General features: G+C 46.9%; 18 protein-coding genes. 9 read left to right on the top strand and 9 right to left on the bottom strand.

The window, feature by feature from the left end; genetic code table 11:
• The first annotated feature begins 100 nt into the window (after window positions 1-100).
• From radA to BMZ54_RS05320, 6 genes are all read left to right on the top strand, one after another.
• Window positions 101-1474: a DNA repair protein RadA gene (gene radA, locus BMZ54_RS05345; RefSeq protein ID WP_089907185.1), complete on the top strand. Its 1374-nt coding sequence runs from the start codon at window positions 101-103 to the stop codon at window positions 1472-1474.
• Window positions 1475-1682: 208 nt separating this feature from the next.
• Complete coding sequence (locus BMZ54_RS05340; RefSeq protein WP_089907183.1) at window positions 1683-2381, top strand: ComF family protein; 699 nt, start codon at window positions 1683-1685, stop codon at window positions 2379-2381.
• A 103-nt stretch (window positions 2382-2484) separates the two neighbouring features.
• Window positions 2485-3021 (top strand): glutathione peroxidase, encoded by a 537-nt coding sequence (locus tag BMZ54_RS05335; RefSeq protein ID WP_089907181.1) that lies wholly within the window; start codon window positions 2485-2487, stop codon window positions 3019-3021.
• 152 nt (window positions 3022-3173) lie between these two features.
• A complete protein-coding gene (locus BMZ54_RS05330; protein WP_089907179.1) occupies window positions 3174-3710 on the top strand; it encodes a hypothetical protein in 537 nt (178 codons plus the stop codon).
• A 123-nt stretch (window positions 3711-3833) separates the two neighbouring features.
• The gene (locus BMZ54_RS05325; protein ID WP_089907177.1) at window positions 3834-4973 is read left to right on the top strand and encodes a DNA polymerase III subunit; all 1140 of its coding nucleotides are present in this window, start codon (window positions 3834-3836) and stop codon (window positions 4971-4973) included.
• 203 nt (window positions 4974-5176) lie between these two features.
• On the top strand, window positions 5177-6622 hold the full coding sequence (locus BMZ54_RS05320; RefSeq protein ID WP_089907175.1) for a PSP1 domain-containing protein: 1446 nt from the start codon (window positions 5177-5179) through the stop codon (window positions 6620-6622).
• A gap of 70 nt (window positions 6623-6692) precedes the next feature.
• On the opposite strand, the gene BMZ54_RS05315 is transcribed toward BMZ54_RS05320, so the two are convergent.
• The gene (locus BMZ54_RS05315) at window positions 6693-7745 is read right to left on the bottom strand and encodes a nucleoid-associated protein (protein ID WP_089907172.1); all 1053 of its coding nucleotides are present in this window, start codon (window positions 7743-7745) and stop codon (window positions 6693-6695) included.
• A 126-nt stretch (window positions 7746-7871) separates the two neighbouring features.
• Here BMZ54_RS05315 and BMZ54_RS05310 point away from each other — a divergent pair, with 126 nt between their 5' ends.
• Entirely contained in the window at window positions 7872-8753 is an 882-nt protein-coding gene (locus tag BMZ54_RS05310) for an SMP-30/gluconolactonase/LRE family protein (RefSeq protein ID WP_089907170.1), read from the top strand.
• A gap of 150 nt (window positions 8754-8903) precedes the next feature.
• Here the strand turns inward: BMZ54_RS05310 and fabG are convergent, their stop codons facing one another.
• The 3 genes from fabG to lptB form a co-directional block, all read right to left on the bottom strand.
• The gene (gene fabG / locus BMZ54_RS05305; RefSeq protein WP_089907168.1) at window positions 8904-9653 is read right to left on the bottom strand and encodes a 3-oxoacyl-[acyl-carrier-protein] reductase; all 750 of its coding nucleotides are present in this window, start codon (window positions 9651-9653) and stop codon (window positions 8904-8906) included.
• 118 nt (window positions 9654-9771) lie between these two features.
• Window positions 9772-11256, bottom strand: coding sequence for a GH3 auxin-responsive promoter family protein (locus BMZ54_RS05300; RefSeq protein WP_449384813.1), 1485 nt, complete (start codon window positions 11254-11256; stop codon window positions 9772-9774).
• 152 nt (window positions 11257-11408) lie between these two features.
• Window positions 11409-12173, bottom strand: coding sequence for an LPS export ABC transporter ATP-binding protein (lptB, locus tag BMZ54_RS05295; protein WP_089908405.1), 765 nt, complete (start codon window positions 12171-12173; stop codon window positions 11409-11411).
• A gap of 79 nt (window positions 12174-12252) precedes the next feature.
• Here lptB and metF point away from each other — a divergent pair, with 79 nt between their 5' ends.
• The gene (gene metF / locus BMZ54_RS05290; RefSeq protein ID WP_089907163.1) at window positions 12253-13206 is read left to right on the top strand and encodes a methylenetetrahydrofolate reductase [NAD(P)H]; all 954 of its coding nucleotides are present in this window, start codon (window positions 12253-12255) and stop codon (window positions 13204-13206) included.
• A gap of 185 nt (window positions 13207-13391) precedes the next feature.
• Here metF and BMZ54_RS05285 read toward each other — a convergent pair whose 3' ends face one another.
• The 5 genes from BMZ54_RS05285 to BMZ54_RS05265 all read right to left on the bottom strand — a co-directional run bounded on the left by BMZ54_RS05285 (window position 13392) and on the right by BMZ54_RS05265 (window position 18438).
• Window positions 13392-14033 carry a porin family protein gene (locus BMZ54_RS05285; RefSeq protein WP_089907161.1) on the bottom strand — a complete coding sequence of 214 codons (642 nt, stop codon included), beginning with the start codon at window positions 14031-14033 and terminating at the stop codon, window positions 13392-13394.
• 204 nt (window positions 14034-14237) lie between these two features.
• Complete coding sequence (locus tag BMZ54_RS05280) at window positions 14238-14945, bottom strand: porin family protein (protein ID WP_089907159.1); 708 nt, start codon at window positions 14943-14945, stop codon at window positions 14238-14240.
• A 208-nt stretch (window positions 14946-15153) separates the two neighbouring features.
• Entirely contained in the window at window positions 15154-15777 is a 624-nt protein-coding gene (locus BMZ54_RS05275; RefSeq protein WP_089907157.1) for a porin family protein, read from the bottom strand.
• A 112-nt stretch (window positions 15778-15889) separates the two neighbouring features.
• On the bottom strand, window positions 15890-16591 hold the full coding sequence (locus tag BMZ54_RS05270; RefSeq protein ID WP_089907155.1) for a porin family protein: 702 nt from the start codon (window positions 16589-16591) through the stop codon (window positions 15890-15892).
• 440 nt (window positions 16592-17031) lie between these two features.
• Complete coding sequence (locus BMZ54_RS05265; RefSeq protein ID WP_162277475.1) at window positions 17032-18438, bottom strand: TlpA family protein disulfide reductase; 1407 nt, start codon at window positions 18436-18438, stop codon at window positions 17032-17034.
• Window positions 18439-18628: 190 nt separating this feature from the next.
• Between BMZ54_RS05265 and rlmD the strand changes: the two genes are divergently transcribed.
• Window positions 18629-20089, top strand: coding sequence for a 23S rRNA (uracil(1939)-C(5))-methyltransferase RlmD (gene rlmD / locus BMZ54_RS05260; protein WP_238386497.1), 1461 nt, complete (start codon window positions 18629-18631; stop codon window positions 20087-20089).
• The last annotated feature ends 27 nt before the right edge of the window (window positions 20090-20116 follow it).

Below are 20116 nucleotides of genomic sequence, written 5' to 3'. Positions count from 1 at the left end.
TTTTACAAATCATTACGCGGTATAAAATCACTGCCTATTTGTTATCCTCATTTCCTGTTTACACTTCTCAAATCATTTAACTTACCATTACCTTTATTGCATGAGTAAAATTAAAACCGCATTCTTTTGTCAGCAATGCGGATATGAATCAGCAAAATGGAGTGGGCGTTGTCCCAGCTGCGGACAATGGAACACATTTGTAGAAGAGAAGATCCAGAAAGATATTCCGCTCAGGAACAGCAGCTGGAAACAACCCGAACTTTCGTCCGCTGCAGATAATATTGTAAACCTCTCAGAAGTAAGCAGCACAGAAGATGAACGCTTAATAACAGGCGATGCAGAGCTGAACCGCGTGCTGGGCGGCGGTATTGTGCCAGGCTCCCTGGTGTTGGTAGGCGGTGAGCCCGGCATTGGTAAGTCTACTTTATTCCTGCAAAATGCATTACAGCTATCGCAGATCACTACACTTTATATCAGCGGGGAAGAAAGTGCACAGCAAATAAAAATGCGGGCCGATCGATTGAAGATCCAGAATGATCAGTTCTTCCTGCTTACAGAAACATCTACCCAAACTATTTTCCAGGAAATAAAAAAATTGCGCCCACAGCTGGTAATCGTGGATTCTATTCAAACCCTGCAATCACCTTTTATTGAAGCAGCTCCCGGCAGCATTTCACAGATCCGCGAAACTACCGCAGAAATGCAGCGTTTTGCGAAAGAAACCCATACGCCTGTATTCCTGATAGGGCATATTACCAAAGACGGCGCCATTGCCGGCCCCAAGATCCTGGAGCATATGGTAGATACCGTGCTGCAGTTTGAAGGCGACCAGCATTATGCATACCGTATTTTACGCACCATCAAGAACCGCTTTGGATCTACCTCTGAGCTGGGTATTTATGAAATGACAGGGTATGGCCTGCGGCAGGTAACCAACCCTTCTGAAATATTGATCTCGCAACGGGAAGATCAGCTAAGCGGTGTAGCCATTGCTGCTACTATGGAAGGCATGCGCCCTATGCTGGTAGAGGTGCAGGCACTGGTAACACAATCTGTTTACGGCACGCCGCAACGTACTGCTACCGGTTTTGACCTGCGCCGCCTGCAGCTGCTGCTGGCCGTACTGGAAAAACGCGGCGGCTTTCACTTTGGCGTAAAGGATGTGTTCCTAAACATTGCCGGCGGCATCCGGGTGGAAGATCCGGCTATTGACCTGGCAGTATTATGCGCGCTGCTTTCCTCCTATGAAGATACTGCCATAGGCAGTAAGATCTGTTTTGCCGGTGAAGTGGGACTCAGCGGGGAGATCCGCGCCGTAAACCGTATCGAACAGCGCATTGCGGAAGCGGAGAAATTAGGCTTTGATAAGATCTTTATTTCCCGCTATAACAAACAGGGCGCGCATAGCGGCAAGTTCAATATTGAAGTAGCGCCGGTAGGCCGGGTGGATGAAGTATATCAGCAATTGTTTTAGGAATATAAAATGTAAAATTTTAAACCGGCGAAGGCGGTTCATAGAGACCATTTAAAAGACTTTATGAACGGGATAAATGCTAAATGTAAAAGTCAATGCAGCATCGCACCCAACTTTTACATTTTGCAGTTTACATTTACGGTTTTACATTCATTTCCCTGTCTCCCTGTTAATCATTATTTTCATAATGATTTAACGCATATCCTGCATGACCACTGTTAAAACCCTGCTCTCATCGCTGGTGCATCTCTTTTATCCGCACACCTGTGAGGGCTGCGGCCGCGACCTGGCCCGCACAGAACAGATCCTTTGTTTGCACTGTAACCGGAAGCTGCCGGCTACCGGCTTTCAGCAGCACCTGCATAACCCGGTAGAGAAAATTTTCTGGGGGCGTGTAAACATCCGTTATGCTATGGCTGCCTACTACTACACCCAGGCATCCATGCTGCAAAAACTCATTCACCAGTTCAAGTACCACCAGCGGAAAGATATTGCCCTGCACCTGGGCCGGCAAATGGGGCATATGCTGTTACAAAGTGCATGGCTACACGAAATTGATTGTATTATACCCGTACCCCTATATGCCGCCAGGGAAAGGCAGCGCGGGTATAACCAGGCAGCCCTGCTGGCGCAGGGTATTGCCTCGGTGGTGCAAAAACCCGCAGTACCCCATGCCGTGCAAAGAATGCAGCATGCTGGCTCCCAAACCCGCCGGAACCGCGCCTCCCGCTGGGAAAATGTATCCCGCGTATTTGCCGTTAAAAAACCGGATACTTTACAGGGCCGTCATGTGCTGTTAATAGATGATGTAATTACCACCGGCGCCACTACAGAAGCCTGCAGCCAGGCACTGGTGGCCGCCCAGGCTACGGTAAGCATTTGTACCCTGGCCTTTACCAGCATCTGATGCCCGCCGCTGGTATAATTAATTGCTTAATTTGATAGAGGATAATTAACTTTACAAGCCAGATTAAAACCCTGCATATTTTGCCTTACAAAAACTTACCATCATGATTAAGACATTGCTCACTACCATATTCTTTGCGTTTATGACAGCCGCCGGTACGGTTTATAATTTCAAAGTAGAATCTATCGACGGTGGCAAGATCAATTTTGCCGATTACAAAGGGAAAAAGATCCTGATCGTTAACACGGCATCCCAATGCGGTAACACGCCCCAGTATGCCGACCTGGAAAATCTGTATAAAAAATATGAAGGTAAGCTGGTGATCATCGGTTTCCCGGCCAATAACTTCCATGCGCAGGAACCCGGCTCCAATAAAGAGATCCAGGAGTTCTGCACAAAGAAATACGCCGTTACTTTTCCCATGGCGGCTAAAATATCTGTAAAGGGCGATGATATTCATCCGTTATACAAATGGCTGCTGGCAGAAAGCAAGGCCAAACATTTTCAGCCGGAAGAAGTAACCTGGAACTTCCAGAAATACCTGCTGGATGAAAAAGGCAAACTGGTAGCTGTATTTGCCCCTAAAACACAGCCCATGTCTGCCGAAGTGATTGCTGCTATTGAAAAGCACTACAACTAATCATTGTAGTCAGCCATAAACCCCTTCTCCCTCTCGTAACTATTTGCCAGTTTAGACGATAAGTTTTTTTTATATAACACTACACACACGTCCTGTAAAACTAAATCAGGAATGGGTGTGTAGTGTTTGCTGTATGATCCAATGCATATGCTATGAGTAATAACCAGATACGCTTTCTGATAGCCGTATTAATTTGCGGAGCAAACGCCGCCTGTCAAAGCGATTATAATACCCCATCCTTTACCTGTAGTAATTACTATATGGGCCTTACCCTGCAGGACAGTGGTAGCTATACACTTAAGGTAAATAACAATACCCTTTTCCGTATACCATCAGACACCGGCGGCAGCAAGTACCTTACCCTGGAAACCGCCAATGATTCCTTTAAGATCATCTTTAACCTCCGGCACGGCACTTACCCGGATGCTGCCTTGTATAACGACAGCCTGCCGCTTAAAACCTATATCTTTACGGGGAACCGGGACAGCACTACCAGCGGCCTGGTAGTAGCCGCCGTTAAAACCGGCAATGAGTTCAAGTTTGCAGATACCGATACCTCCAGCATTACCATTACCCGCTGGAACATCAGCAAACAAACCATGAGCGGCAGCTATTACTTTGAAAGCAATAACCACACCCTTACCGGTAAAGGCACCTTCAGCAATGTTTGTTTTACTTCATTAAAATAGGCAGCCCGTTACGGTGTGCCGATAATAAAGAAAACATTTGCATATTTGCATACCTGCAGCACACCAGTGAATGCATAACATTCATTTGCGCAGCTGCATATTTGCACATCAGCACATTAATACATGCTATTCTCAAACATCATAGGGCAGGAAACTATTCAGCAGCAGCTTATACAGGCCGTGGAGCAGAACCGCTTAAGCCATGCCATGCTGTTACTGGCGCCGGAAGGGGCCGGGGGCTTATCCCTTGGGCTGGCTTTTGCGCAATACATGGTATGTGAGAACAAGCAGGAAAAAGATGCCTGCGGCCAGTGTTCCGCCTGTATAAAAGCCGGCCAGTACATTCACCCGGATATTCATTTCTCTTATCCCGTTATTCCCCGCAAGCCGGGCGATAAACCTTTGAGCACCGATTATGTTTCAGAGTGGCGGGAGTTCATTGGCACCCACCCTTACGGGAACGCGTATGACTGGCTGCAGTTTATTGGGGCAGAGAACAAGCAGGGTAACATTACCGCCAACGAGTGCCATGATATTATCCGTAAGCTAAGCCTCAAGAGTTTTGAAAGCCAGTATAAGATCTTGCTTATGTGGATGCCCGAATACCTGGGCAATGAGGGCAACCGCCTGTTAAAGCTTATTGAAGAGCCGCCGGCCAATACCCTTTTTATACTGGTAGCGGAAAACCAGGAGCAGATCCTGGCCACCATTCTTTCCCGCACCCATCTCATAAAAATAAACCCGCTGCCTAAAGAGGTGCTGGTAAATGCGCTGGTAGAGCGGGCCAAGGCAGCACCCGCCAAAGCCCGGCAGGTAGCCACTATTGCCATGGGCAATTACCGGGAGGCCATGTACCTGCTTCAGAATGCGGAAGATGATTATCATGAGCTGCTGCGTACCTGGCTGAATTGTATTTTCACCGGCAACCGTCCCGCCCTGCAGCAATGGATAGAGCAGATAGCCAGCGCCAAAATGGGGCGTGAGAACCAGAAACAGTTCCTGCGCTATTTTATTACCCTGCTGGAACATAGCCTGCGCCTGCAGTTCCTGAGTAGGGAGGTGCTGGCCTTTTCAGAGGAGGAAATGGATTTTGCGGCCAAGCTGAATAAGCTGGTGAACCTGCAGCAAATGGAACAGATCATGCAGCTGCTGGATAACGCCTGTTATTATATAGAGCGTAATGCCAATGCCAAGCTGTTATTCCATGCCCTGTCCATACGCCTGCAATACATTTTCCGTAACAAGCCTTTGCCGGTGGCTTAAAACAAGGGCAATGCACCCGGGCGGCCCCATAGGTGGGGTTTTTGACCCAGGGCCCCCTGTATCTGAACTTTCGTGGCCTATTTTGGTTACCTTTGTTATTCCTGCTCTTTGTATCCTATAAAATATTTATGTATTTTGATGGGATGTGAGGAACAGGCTGGACTGGAATAGATACTTATAACTAAAACTTAAACTAAGACAATATGGCTTGTGCCGGATGTGGTACGGGAGTGGATGGGAAGCCAGCAGGATGCAAAAGCAATGGAGGATGCAGTAGCGGAGGATGTAACAGGCTTAATGTATTTGATTGGCTGGCCAATATTCCCTTGGGTGACAGCTTAGCACCATTTGATATTATAGAAGTTAGCTTTAATAATGGCAGTCGTAAAGATTTTTTCCGCAATGTTACCAAACAATACTTCGATAAGGGAGAAATGGTAACAGTGGAAGGCATCAGCGGTTTTGATATAGGAACCGTAAGTCTTACCGGCGAGTTAGTAAAGCTGCAAATGAAAAAAAGACGGGCAGAAGATACCCCTGAGGTAAAAAAAGTGTTGCGCCGCCCCACGGCCGACGACCTGCACCGTATGAACGAGAATAAGGGCCGCGAAAAGGATGCCCTCATTAAAGCCCGGGCCATGGCCCGCAGCATAGGGCTTGAAATGAAGCTTGCCGAAGTAGAGATCCAGGCCGACGGCCGTAAAGCCACCTTCTTTTATACTGCTGATGACCGCGTGGATTTCCGCGAGCTGATTAAGCTATACGCTTCGGAATTTCGTGTAAAGGTTGAAATGCGGCAGATAGGCGCCCGCCAGGAAGCGGGTAAGGTAGGCGGTATTGGCAGCTGCGGACGCGAGCTGTGCTGCTCCACCTGGTTAACCGACTTCAAGAGCGTGAACACCACGGCTGCCCGTTACCAGAACCTTTCTATAAACCAGGCCAAATTATCCGGCCAGTGCGGCCGCCTCAAATGCTGCCTCAATTATGAGCTGGATACTTACCTGGATGCATTGAAGGATTTCCCGGAAGATGCCGATACCATAGAAACTACCGGCGGCACCGCCACCCTGCAAAAACGGGATATTTTCAAGAACCTCATGTGGTATAGTTACGATACCAGTAACAAACAATACCCCTTAACCATCAGCCGCGTAAAAGAAATACGCCAGCTGAACAAACAGGGTATTAAACCAGAGGAGCTGAAAGCCGTGGAAGTAGTGGTAAGCAAACCCAAGGAAACAGACCTGGGCTTTGCCGATGTGGTAGGACAAATAAGCCTGCGCAGCCTGGAAAAAACCTCCCATAAGCGTAAGCAGAAGGATAAGGAAAAGGAAAAACAAAAGCAGCAGAAACCACAGCAACAACAACAGGGCCAGCCCGGCGGACAAAAGCCGCAACAACAGCAACAGCCCCGGAAAGCAGATGGCAACAACCGTCCGGAACAACGTAACCGGCACGAGCAAAAGCACCGTGAACCCAGACCGCAGGGCCAGGGACAGCAAGGTGGCGGCCATAAACCGGAGCAAAAGCAACAGCAGCACGGTCCCCGCCAACCGCAGCAGGATGGTGGTAACAACAACCCGCCGCGGGAACCCAGGGAACCACGGGATCATAAACACCGTCCGCCCCGGCATAAGACGAAGAAATAATCACCCGTTTATAAGCGAAAAGAGCAAATGAAGATGATTCATTTGCTCTTTTTTATGCGGTTTGCCACCGTTAGCTTTCGTTCTCAAACATCAGCTTATAGTAATGCATATTCGTTGCCTCATCATACCCCCGCTCTATCAGCTCCCGGTCACCGTGAATGTATATATGAAAATTACGATCCAGCTTTAGAACGCTCTTGAATACCTTTTGCTGTTTTTTTACGGCTGGTGCAGAAATGTCAAATTCATCCGGTATCTCCTGCCGGAACTCCTGCTTAAAATGATCACGGTATTCCTTGAACGATGCGATGGCATCCGGATGACCTAATACTTCCTGTGCAAAATCATCTACCTGGAACTGCTCTTTCTCCTTAAAGTAAGCGGCGGACTTGTTCAGGAGGTCCACCTGGTCTACCCGGCTCATTTCATATTCAGCAGGCAGCTTGTCCTGTATAAACAGCTTACACATGTTCACCATGGTTTCTGTTTGATGATAGCTGTCTTCCCGGCGCTGTACCTGTAAAAAAGAGTCTTTCCAGTACACCGCCTCATTCTGTTTGCTGATGCTGTCAATAATGCTCACCTTGTATCCTTCCCCTTCTTCCGTATTAAACACCAGGCAGCCTTTATCCAGCTTGTTAATGTTTATACCATCCTCGTAATTCACCTGGTAATTATCATTGGAAAGGAACACTTTTAAATACGTATCCCGGTTCTCTGATTTAAAGATGCCGATAGCCGGCACCTCCTCCCCGTCTGTCAAACATTTATTGAAGTAAGTGATATACAGCTCCCCACCCTTTATTTTAGGATGGGTAGAGTGTTTGTATAAATGTTTGGCAATATTCACGGACTGTTCGTAAAAACTTTCCTGGTCGGCAAAAATGCGCTTGCAATACTGGAATACCTCATTCAGCTGCAGGTCGGCCTCGTGAAAAAAACGGAAGTATTCTGCGCTGTTGGTAAACGGTTGTATAAAATAATTCAGCAGCAGCTGGCCAATGGTTTCATCCTGCAGGGCCAGCGGCGCCTGGGAACAGATCAATGGCTCATCCTGCGAGGAATTGCCTACTTTATGAATGGCCAGGTGTGCTAAATCCTGGAATGCTGAAACATGGATCATGGGTGCGAAAATAGTAAAAAACTATACGGTCCGCCGCCCGCCGCCAATACTTTCCGCCGGTATATAAATTGTTGTATTCACTAATAAATTTATATAGCTTAGTGCAGCTTATTTATAATTTATAACATGCAAAAAACCATCGTATTACTGGCGGCTGTTTTAGTCTGCAGCACTGTTAGCGCACAAAAAAAACCTGCACTGTTTGAGGCACAGGACCTTACGCAGGAGAATACCTTCTCCCAGAACATTGAGGGCCCTAATTTTGATAAAGCAGGGAACCTGTACGTGGTGAACTTCCAGAAAGACGGTACCGTTGGTAAGATCAATACCAAAGATGGCAGTGGCGAAGTATTTGTGACCCTGGCAGATAGCAGCACCGCCAACAGTATCGTGTTCAATAGTGAAGGCAATATGTACCTGGCCGATTTTAAAGGCCATAACATACTGGAGGTGAATATGAAAACCAAAGCGGTTAGCGTATATGTACACTCCAGCCAGTTTAACCAGCCTAACGACATTTGCATTACCAGCAAAGGCCGCCTGTTTGCCACAGATCCTAACTGGCGGGCCGGCAGCGGACAATTGTGGCGTATAGACAAAGGTGGTAATCCCGTATTGCTGGAGCGCCGCCTGGGTACTGCCAATGGTATTGCCCTGAGCCCGGATGAAAAAAACCTGTACATCAATGAAAGTGTGCAGCGTAAGATCTGGCGTTATGATGTGGATGATGCCGGCAATATTTTCAACAAAAAACTGTTTGCCGAATTCCCCGATTTTGGATTTGATGGTATGAAATGCGATAAGGCCGGCAACCTGTATGTATGCCGCCATGGCAAAGGCGTAATAGCCGTGCTTTCACCAGATGGAAAGCTAATCCGCGAAGTGCCCTTAAAAGGCAAATTATGCAGCAACCTGGTATTTGGCGGTAAGGATAAGAAAACCGTATATGTAACCCTGCAGGACCGGAAATGTATTGAAACTTTCAGGGTGGATATTGCGGGAAAGTAAGTGGTGAAAAGTCCATGGGTCATAGTCGATGGTCCATTGCCTATAACAAGAAAGCGGGTATATCAAACCAATGATATACCCGCTTTCTTGTTAAGCTAATATTTTCTGCGTTCTATGCCATGGACCATCGACTATGGACCATCGACCCCATTAAATATTCAACCCGCCACAGGCGCTGATCACCTGCCCGGTTAAATAGTTACCCATGTCAGATGCCAGAAACAGGCATACATTGGCAATATCTTCCGGGGTGCCAAAGCGGCCCAGGGGAATTTTTTCAATATAGGCCTTAGCACCTTCACCATCTTTCAGGTAGTGCGTCATATCTGTTTCTACGAAGCCCGGCGCCACAGCGTTACAGCGTATGTTGCGGCTGCCCAGCTCCTGCGCTATAGATTTGGTGAAACCAATAATGCCTGCTTTGGAAGCGGCATAGCTGCTTTGGCCGGCATTACCTTTAATACCAATAATGGAGCTCATGTTAATGATAGCGCCGTTCCTGGCTTTCATCATAGGGCGTATTACCTGTTTGGTCATGTTATACACGCTCTTCAGGTTAATGTCCATTACATCATCCCACTGATCTTCGCTCATGCGCAGCAGCAGGTTATCTTTGGAAATACCGGCATTGTTCACGCATATATCAATACTACCAAAGTCCTTCAGCACATCAGCTACCAGCGTTTCACAATCTGCATAAATACCGGCATTGCTTTTATATGCTTTGGCCTTCACGCCTTTGGCCTGCAGCTTTTGCTCCAGGGCTTTGGCTTTTTCATCAGAGCTTACGTATGTAAAGGCTACATGGGCTCCCTGTTCTGCAAATTTTTCAGCAATCGCTTCTCCAATTCCCCGGCTGGCACCTGTTACAATAGCAACTTTGTTCTCCAGTAGTTTCATGTGTCTGTTAATATCAATTAAAGATTAAAAAATAGGCTGCTTTATTTCATGAATAATAACACACATCCTACCACACCTTTCTATTCATTATTCATTTTTCATTATTCATTATTCATTATTAGAGGTTGGCTGTTTGTGAAAACCGCAGGATCTCCTCTACATAATTCCGCTCATTATTCAGGCGCGGTACTTTGTGCTGGCCACCCAGCTTACCTTTGCTCTTTAACCATTCACAAAAAGTACCATTAGGCAGCACATGCACTACCGGCATGCGCAGAGCAATATCTTTATGGCGTTTAGCTTCGTAATCAGAGTTAACAGATTGCAGGGTTTTATCCATTACCTCAACAAATTGCTCTACACTGCCCGGCATTACATCAAATTCTACGAGCCATTCATGCCCGCCGTTGCCTGCATCACTAAAATAAATAGGCGCCGCCGTATAGTCGTTCACGATAGCACCGGTTACATCACAGGCATGTGCAATAGCTTTATCAGAATTTTCAACGATCAGCTCTTCTCCAAATGCATTGATGAATGATTTGGTACGCCCGCTTACCCGTATACGGTAGGGCGCCAGGCTTACAAACTGTATGGTATCGCCCACCAGGTAGCGCCACAGACCACCGTTGGTGCTAATGATAATGGCATAGTTCTTACCCATTTCCACATCCTGCAGCTGCATAGTACGCGGGTATTCCTTACCATATTCTTCCATAGGCATAAACTCATAGAAAATGCCATGGTTCAGGAACAGCAGCAAACCTTCCTGCCCAATAATATCCTGCGCAGCAAAAAAACCTTCAGAGGCATTGTAGGTTTCCTGGTAGTACATATCCGGCTTGCGGATCAGCTTTTTAAACTGCTCGCGGTACGGTGTAAAGCTTACGCCCCCGTGCATATACAGCTCCAGGTTGGGCCATACATCTGCCAGGTTATCCGTACCTGTTAGCTCAAAAATTCGTTTTATAAGCACCAGGGTCCAGGTGGGTACACCGGCTATAGAAGTTACATTTTCATGTATAACGGCATTGGCCATACGCTCTATTTTCTCTTCCCATTCATCCATCAGGGCAATGGAAAGGTCCGGCGTACGGATCATGTTACCGTAAAAGGGCATATTCTGCAACATTACGGCGCTCAGGTCGCCGTAATAGGAATCGCTGTCGGTAGATAGTTTGTTAACCTGGTGGCTGCCGCCTATTACCAGTGATTTGCCGGTAAGCAGGTCTGAATCCGGGAAGTTGTTGTAGTAAAGGGAAAGCACATCACGCCCGGAGCGGTAGTGGCATTCATCCAGGCTTTCTACGGATACGGGAATAAATTTGCTCTTATCTGCAGTAGTACCGCTGGATTTTGCAAACCATTTAATAGGCGTGTTCCATAATACATTCTGCTGCCCTTCCATTACCCGTTGTATATAGGGCTTAATGGAATCATAATTATGTACGGGTACGCGTTGTTTGAATTCCTCTATTTTATAGATGCTGGAAAAGTTGTATTGCTTACCAAACTCTGTATACTGGGCAGCACTGATCAGACTCTGGAATACCTGCTGCTGCACCTGTAGGGGATATTGCATAAAATACTCTATGCGTCCCATACGCAATCGCGCCAATTGAGATATTGCAGGACTTAAGATTCTCATAATTTAAGAAAGGTTCGTTTGGATTGTGTGACTTAAAGCAGATGTCAGCATGTTTGTTTCAGGCTACGTAAAACATTCTACATCACGCTGTAAATTTCAAACCGGTTTTATTGTTGTTTCGCAGCTTCGTCCAGGTAATTCTTACGGCGTAGAATGAAATTTTGCCCAAGATACACTTTTCTTACCTGTTCATCCTCCGCCAGTTCTTCCGCAGAACCGGCTTTCAGGATCTTGCCTTCAAATAATAAATAAGCCCTGTCTGTAATGGATAAGGTTTCCTGTACGTTATGGTCTGTGATCAGGATACCGATGTTCTTATATTTCAGCCGGGCTACTATTGATTGTATATCTTCTACGGCAATAGGGTCAATACCTGCAAAAGGCTCATCCAGCAAAATAAACTTAGGGTCTACTGCCAGCGCCCTGGCTATTTCCGTACGGCGGCGCTCACCACCGCTCAGTACATCGCCCGGGCTTTTTCGCACGTGCTGCAGCCGGAACTCATTCAGTAAGCTTTCCAGCTTCTCTTTTTGCTCCGCCTTTTTCAGGTCTGTCATTTCCAGCACCGCTGCAATATTATCTTCCACGCTCAGCTTGCGGAACACAGAGGCCTCCTGCGGTAAATAACCAATGCCCATCTGCGCCCGTTTATACATGGGCAGTTTGGTAATATTAAGATCATTGAGGAAAACCTGTCCCTCATCCGGCTTAATTAAACCCACCACCATGTAAAAGGTAGTGGTTTTACCAGCACCGTTAGGGCCCAGCAGCCCTACAATCTCTCCTTGCTTAACCTCTACAGATACATGGTTCACTACCGTTCTGTTGCGGTATTTCTTAACCAGTTGATCTGTATGAATTTTTAATACCATATGTTCAAACTTAGCAAAAATAACCATTTACCCAAGATTATATTATTTTTGCCCGTCACAAAAATAAACACACTCACGGATGAAAGTAACAGAACATATTGCAAAGGCTAACGACACGCTCATTTCCTTTGAAATATTACCCCCACTGAAAGGTAAAAGTATTGACTCCATTTATGATCATCTGGATCCCCTGATGGAGTTCAAGCCTGCTTTTATTAACGTTACGTATCATCGTAGTGAACATATGTTTAAAAAACGTGCCGATGGCTCTTTTGAGAAGGTAGAGATCCGCAAGCGCCCCGGCACTGTAGGCATTTGCGCCGCTATTATGAACCATTACAATGTGGATGCCGTACCCCACCTTATTTGTGGCGGCTTTAGCCGGGAGGAAACGGAGAATGCGCTGATAGACCTGAACTTCCTGGGGGTAGATAATGTGCTGGTGCTGCGTGGCGATGCGCCTAAGAACGAAACTTTCTTTGAACCAGACCCCCATGGCCACCGTTACGCCATTGAGCTGCTGGACCAGGTAGCCCATATGAACAACGGTATTTACCTGGAGGAGGACCTGCAAAGCGGTGTAAAAACCAATTTTTGCATAGGCGTGGCCGGTTACCCGGAAAAACATTTTGAAGCGCCCAATATGCAAACGGATATGTCGCACCTGAAAAGAAAGGTTGAGCAGGGCGCCGACTATATTGTAACCCAGATGTTCTTTAACAACCAGAAATTCTTTGACTACGTAGCTAAATGCCGCGAAATGGGTATTACCGTCCCGATCATCCCGGGATTAAAACCCCTTACCAGCAAAAAACAGCTTACCATATTACCGCGTACCTTTTTTGTGGATATCCCGGATGAGCTTTCTTCTGAAGTGCTGAAGTGTAAAACAGATAAAGAAGTGGAGGAGGTAGGTACCCGCTGGCTTATTCAGCAGTCAAAGGAGCTGAAGGAGTTTGGCGTACCTGTGCTGCACTACTACACCCTGGGCAAACCCCATGTTATTAAAAATGTGGTAGAAACCATTATATAATAAAAATGCCATTACGTGGAAACGTAGTGGCATATACGAATACTGTCACACTTTTGTTTTAAATGTCCTATGTCGATGTTATTAAGACGGGCATTTATCATTTCTCCCCTATAACATCTCCATAAAAAAAACCGCTTCCCGGATTACGGGAAACGGCTTTTGGTATTATATTAGTATTATGGTTATTATTTCTTCTTACCGCTATGCAGCAAATAACCTACGCTGATACCAAGGTAGCTGTTCTTGGATTTGTCGCCATCAGGGCTCCAGTTGGTTAAACCCAGGCTGTAGTTGATGCTGAACAGTAAACCGTTCTTCAGCTCATAACCAGCCAGGAAGTTAGCACCAGCATCCAGCGCCTTTGCGTGAACGTTGTCATCGGTTTCGTCAATGTCTGCGGATTTTTTGCCGTCGAATTTAACTTTAGCGTCTCCGAACTTACCACCCAGGCCTAAAGCCAGGTAAGGACCAGCACCTACAAACAGCTTACCGGCGCCTACCTGCGGTTTGTACAGGAAGTTAACAGGCAGCTCCAGGTAGTTCATTTTGAAGCTTACTTTGGTTTCATTCCCGTTCATGTCCAAATCCTTAACCTTGATGCCCTTAGCGCTATACAGTAACTGAGGTTGCAGAGAAAATGATTCTGCGAGGCTAAGATCAGCAATTACACCTGCATGGAAGCCAGACAGTCTGCTGGTACCTTCATTTTCTTCAATGCTAATAGTGCTGCTGTTGTAACCAGCTTTTACGCCAAAAGATACTTGTGCGTAGCTGGACAGGGTTGTGGCTACCAGGGCTAACGTTAATAATACTACGTTCTTCTTCATGTGAAAACTTGGGTTTGGTTAAAAATGCGGTGCAAATATAACTATCATATGTAAAATTTCATAATTTATTAAAAACAATTATTCAAACTTTCTGCAAAATATTATTAATATATATCGTATAGGTATCCGGATCATTTAAAAGCAAAGTCCCGCCGGGCGTGGCCGGAACGGGACTTGAATAATATTGCAGGCAATAAAAAAAAGCTAATAATCTTCCCGGTCCAGCAGCACTCCCAGGCTAATGCCCAGGTACCGGTTCTGTAAATTGCTGGTAGTGGATTTATCAATATCCATTAATCCCAGGCTGTAATTGGCGCTTATCATTACCAGGCTGTTAAGCTCCACACCCACCATAAAATTGGCGCCTGTATCAAAACGGCGCAGTAAGGTGTTGGTAGAGATAATGTTGGATGCCTCGTCAAAGCCAATATTCTGTTGGGAGTTACTCACCACATGGCCGTTGTAGCGGATGGTAAGATCATAATGCCCTCCCAGGCTATAGCCGGCATAAGGCCCGGCCCCCAGGGTAATTTTGCCAAAAGATACCGGTATTTTATATACGAGGTTCAATGGCAGCTCCAGGTAATGCAGCCGCACCCTGTCTGCACAGGGCATATACAGGCTGGTAGGGCTGTTAGCATAAGGCACATCCAGGTCCATGCCTTTGGTAATATACCGCAGTACCGGCTGTATGTAAAAGTTATGGCCCAGGGGCGCGTTCAGCACCACATCCGCATGCCAGCTGTTCATACTGCGGGGGCGGCCAATACCATTGTTCTTGTAGCCAATAGTAGGGTCTTTATAGTTCATGGTGGCCAGGGTATAGCCACCGCGGAAGCCTACGCTCAGCTGCGCATGCAGGGGTAATACGGCCAATATGGCCAATAGAAAAAATAGTGTAAAATTTTTCATGCATCTGTCCTCTTTAAATAAATGGTGTAATGGTGGAAACTGTGAAAACCAAGCCTTAAGGGTATTATACAAACACTGCAATTCGAACGCTGGGCTAAAAATACATAATTAAAGAACATATCTCTAAAGGATACATAAAAATAACAGCCCCGGAGCCAGGCTCCGGGGCTGTTTGTCAGCAGATCTGAAAGTAATATCTGTGCTTGCCTTAAAATTTGTATCCTACGGATGCGCCAAAGGAGCTATTCCTCCAGGAAAAATCCTGGCCGGCTATCTCCTTGTTGCTGGCTACATTCACGAGGCCCAGGTCAGTGTTAATACCAAAATACAGGCCCTGCTTCATTTCATAACCTACCTGTATGGTACCACCGGCATCAAAACGGTTCAGCTTAAAAGCGCCTGATTCATCATCGAACGCTTTCAGATCGCCGGTCAGGTTGCCAATACCACCTTTGTGCTTACCGCTGATACCATAGGCCAGGTAGGGGCCTATGCCTAATACCAGCTTACCGGTACCCACTTCTGGTTTGTAGGTGAACAGGATGGGTACCTGCAGATAGGACAACGTAGTTTTGAAATCACTGTTATCCTTATTCTTGCCACCTTTACCTGCGTACAGCAGCCCGGTGCCGATAAAGAATTCATCTGCCAATGGCAGATCCACCGTAACACCTGCTCTGACATTGGTTACCAGTCCGCTGGTTTCCTTGTCTCCTGCTGATTTAACAGTGGAGCTGGAAAAATTAGGGCCGGCTACTACGCCAAATTTTACCTGTCCGAATGAAAGGGCTGCTACTAACATGGCAGCGGCAGATAAGAGTACTTTTTTCATTTGTTTTTTCCGGTAAAACGCCCGCAGGCCGGGGCATTTATACCTTGGTTTTTAGCGTGGTGTATTCAATGAAGATGCTGCCTGCCTGCATCTATGATCAAAACTTAATCACTTAGAACAGGTAACCTAAGGATACACTGAACACGCGGTTCTTAGCCTTATCATCACTGCTGCTGTCCTGCCCGGAAAGGATCTTGCTGAAACCCAGTCCGTACTGTGCAGATACTATGAAGTGAGAAAGCTCAGCACCCACCATCAGGTTACCACCCCAGTCAAAACGTTTGTACTTGTTCAGGCCCTGATCAGGATCACCGGTATTAAACGGGGTATCATCATCCCACTTAATACTGGAGCTTCCTTCTGTTTTGGCTACCCCGGTATTTACGGTATACTTGTTCTTACCAGCTACGCCAAACGCAAAATAAGGACCTACACCGGCAAACAGGCGGCTGTCCGCACCAATGGGAACTTTACCCACAAAGTTCAACGGAATTTCTATGTACTGCGGATTGGTCGTATACTTTGCATAAGGATCAGCTACTGATGGATTGTCCTTGTTGCCGGATTCCACCTTGGCCCCCTTGCTGCTGTAGTATACACCCGGCTGAAATGACAGAATGTTCTTGATCAGCGGCATATCGGCAATCACCCCTATGTGATACCTGGATAATGCTTTGTTGTCATCAGTGGAACCATCATTACGAGTGGAAATATTGGCCAGGTTCCAGCCACCTTTAACACCTACACGAACCTGAGACATGGCCGCAAAAGAAAAGGCCAGCGCTGCAAAAGACAGGATTAACTTCTTTCTCATAATCTCACAATTTTAGTTACGAATCACTTTTTTGGTTACGAAAGGGTGATTCCAAAGACTATGCCAATAAATTTTTTTGAAAATTTATCTAGTTGATTGTAAATAAGTTACAACACGCATTTGCAGCTGTGATCCGCTGGTGTTAAAGCCTTGTTATATGTGATGAGTAGTAATAAAGCATGAATTCCCCATATATAATTCGGAGGGTTTTAACGCGGAGGGGTATGAGGAATTAATGGGATAATTCATTGGTAGTTTCTCTACGGTTAATTCGGCTGTTATTCGGGTGATATTGCTGCGCAATGCGTGCGCAACCCGTATCGGCCCCTGTCCGTTAAACCTAATAGGAATATCTTTATAATAGTGTACTAAAAAAGCCACTCACGCATCCCAAAGGAGCATCAGTGGCCGTTTTTTATCTTCTGCTTCTTAATGCTTTTTCATTTCTTCACAGTGCCTTCCGGCTCTTTTTCCAGCCTTTCCAGGAAACCATTCAGCTGCTCCACACCCAGGCGTTTAGCCAGTATCTTTTTCTTTTCATCCAGCAGGTACACCACCGGGGTGCTGTACACATCATACAGGCGGCGGTAGTTGCTTTGCGCCTGCGGATCCCAGGCATGCACCCAGCCGCTAAGCTGGTGCGCTTTAATGAACTGTAGCCATTCTTCACGGGTACCGTCCGTTTTTATACCCACCATTACTACGCCCTTGTTTTGCCAGCTGGCTTTAAAAGCGCTGTCCAGGCGGGGTATTTCAGTTTTGCAGTGCCCGCAGGTGGGGTCCCAGAAAACCAGCACAGTGTATTTGGCTTTGGTACTGTACAGGGAAAGCGGTTTGGCGGTAGAGTCCTGCATTTCCAGCGGCGGGGCCTGCTGCCCTATCAGGTTGGGTGCTATGGCATAAGCCCGGCCTATCAGCTTATTCAGCTGCTCGCTGGTGAGCCAGTAAGCCTCCCCGGGTACATAATATTTCTCTACCAGGTGCACAAACACGGCATCCATACCCATGTAGGGCGATGTTTCGTAGTTATAGGTAAGCCACCATAGCACATACTTAAACATTTCCTTATCCTTACGGGCTTTGGCTATCAACCGGTCGCATTCCACAATAGCAGAATCCGGCTCCATAGGCACTACCTGGTTAAAGTACTTGCTTAATTTACCTTCCAGGATGGGAGTGCGTACCAGGCGGCCGTCATTCAGGTTCACCTCATCCCAGTAATGCCCGCGAAAATAACGGTAGGCGAAGGTAGAATCTTCATTGGCCGGTTTTGTGGGCACTTCCGGCTCGCGCATAGCTTTGAAAATGCTGGTCAGTAAAGACTCAGGGTGTTTGGTTATGAAATTTATGCGGTAGTCCTGGATCTCTTTGTTCAGCGCTGTTTGCAGGGGACGCGCCTGCAGGGTATCCTGTGCGGTACGTTTGGCCAGCAGCTCCTGTATAGCAATGGTTTTTGGCTGTAGTGTGGCCAGGAAACGGTTGTAACCCAGGAACAGGTCGTTCTCGGGCGATGTTTTATATACTGTTTTACCTATCAGGTCAGTACTGTCTACACTAATGGAAAAAGTCTGGTTCTTATCCAGCAGCATTTCAAAATAACGCTGTTTGCCGGGGAACACCACCAGGTAAATACCGCCGGGCAGGGCTTCCTTGCCTTTGAGCACTGCGGTGCCGGTAGCATCTATCATAGCAGAATCGGCCAGGTAAGTGCCTTTGCCCATGTAATGGGCCAGGAACATACGGCCACTGGTATATTGCTTGAACTTAACGGTCAGCTGATAGCCCTGCGCCTGCAATTGCAGCTGGCTATAACACAAAACGGCGATGAGAAAGAAAAGTTTACGCATAGGATTAGGATATGTAAATGTAGCAGTAAAAAATGAAAAGTCCATGTGGTCCATAGTCCATAGTCGATGGTCCATGGCATAACCCGTTGGGTAGATGCCGCACCTGTACTTGTAAAACCTCCACCATGCACAAGGCAATGGACCATGGACCATCGACTATGGACCGTAAACCTTTCTCACGCAAAATGCTATGAACAATGGACCATTGACTATGGACTACGCTACCAAAAACACTACCTTTGCATCCGTGAGGAAAAAAAATGTGGTACTGGAAAAAGTACCGGTAAGTGCTTATGCAGCAGAAGGCAAAGCCCTGGCCCGTCAGGACGGGAAAGTAATATTTATTGAAGGCGGGGTGGTACCCGGCGATGTGGTGGATGTAAAGCTCAGTAAGAACAAAAAAGACTGGGCAGAAGGTACCGCCATCCATATCCATTCCTACTCCAGCGAGCGGGTGGAGCCCTTTTGCGAACATTTCGGCGTATGCGGCGGCTGCAAATGGCAAATGCTACCTTACTCCCGCCAGCTGCAATATAAACAGCAGCAGGTGGTAGATAACCTGCAACGCATTGGCCACCTGGAGCTGCCGGCCATCAGTCCTATCCTGGGCTCCCCGCACAGCACCTGCTACCGCAATAAGCTGGAGTTCACCTTCAGCAACAAGGCCTATCTCACTAACCAGGAAATAGCGCAGGAAGGCGGTATTACCCGGCGTAATGCGCTGGGCTTTCACGTACCCCGCCTGTTCGATAAGGTGCTGGACATTCACACCTGTCACCTGCAGCAGGAGCCGGTAAACCTGATCCGGAATACTGTGCGCGCCTTTGCAGAAGCCAATGAGCTTCCTTTTTACGATATACGGGCGCAGCAGGGATGGCTGCGTAACCTGGTAGTGCGCATCTGCACCACCGGCGAGGTAATGGTGAACCTGGTTATTCACCATGAAGATGAAACGGCCCGCAAAGCCCTGCTGGACCATCTGCTGGCTACTGTTCCTGCCATTACCACCATCGTTTATACGATCAATCCTAAAAAGAATGATAGTATCTTTGACCTGGAACCCAAAACGTACTACGGGAAGGGATATGTGGAAGAGAACCTGGAAGATTTTGTTTTCAAAATAGGCCCCAAGTCTTTTTTCCAAACCAATACTTACCAGGGCGAAACCTTGTACCAGGTAACCCGCGATTTTGCCGCCTTAACAGGAACAGAAATTGTGTACGACCTGTATTGCGGAACCGGCAGCATTGGTATTTTTGTATCGCGCAAAGCCCGTAAGGTCATCGGCATAGAGCTGATCAAAGAAGCAATTGACGATGCCATAGAAAATGCGGACCGTAACCAGGTAAAAAATGCGGAGTTCTTTGCAGGGGATGTGGTGGATATCTGTGATGATGATTTCTTTGCCCTGCATGGGCAGCCGGATGTGGTGATCACCGATCCTCCACGCGCAGGCATGCACGAAAAGCTGGTAAGTAAATTGCTGCAGATAGCCGCGCCCAAAATTGTATACGTAAGCTGTAACCCGGCTACGCAGGCCAGGGACCTGGCCCTGCTTAGCACCTTGTATAAAGTGGCCAAAGTACAGCCGGTAGATATGTTCCCGCATACACACCATATTGAGAACGTAGTGTTGCTGGAAAAGAAATAGCATAATAACTGATAGCATAGCTCAACT

The sequence above is a fragment of the Chitinophaga rupis genome (assembly GCF_900109685.1).
Taxonomy (GTDB): domain Bacteria; phylum Bacteroidota; class Bacteroidia; order Chitinophagales; family Chitinophagaceae; genus Chitinophaga; species Chitinophaga rupis.
Note: the sequence above shows the minus strand (reverse complement) of the source record. Positions and strands in the feature narration are given on the sequence as shown.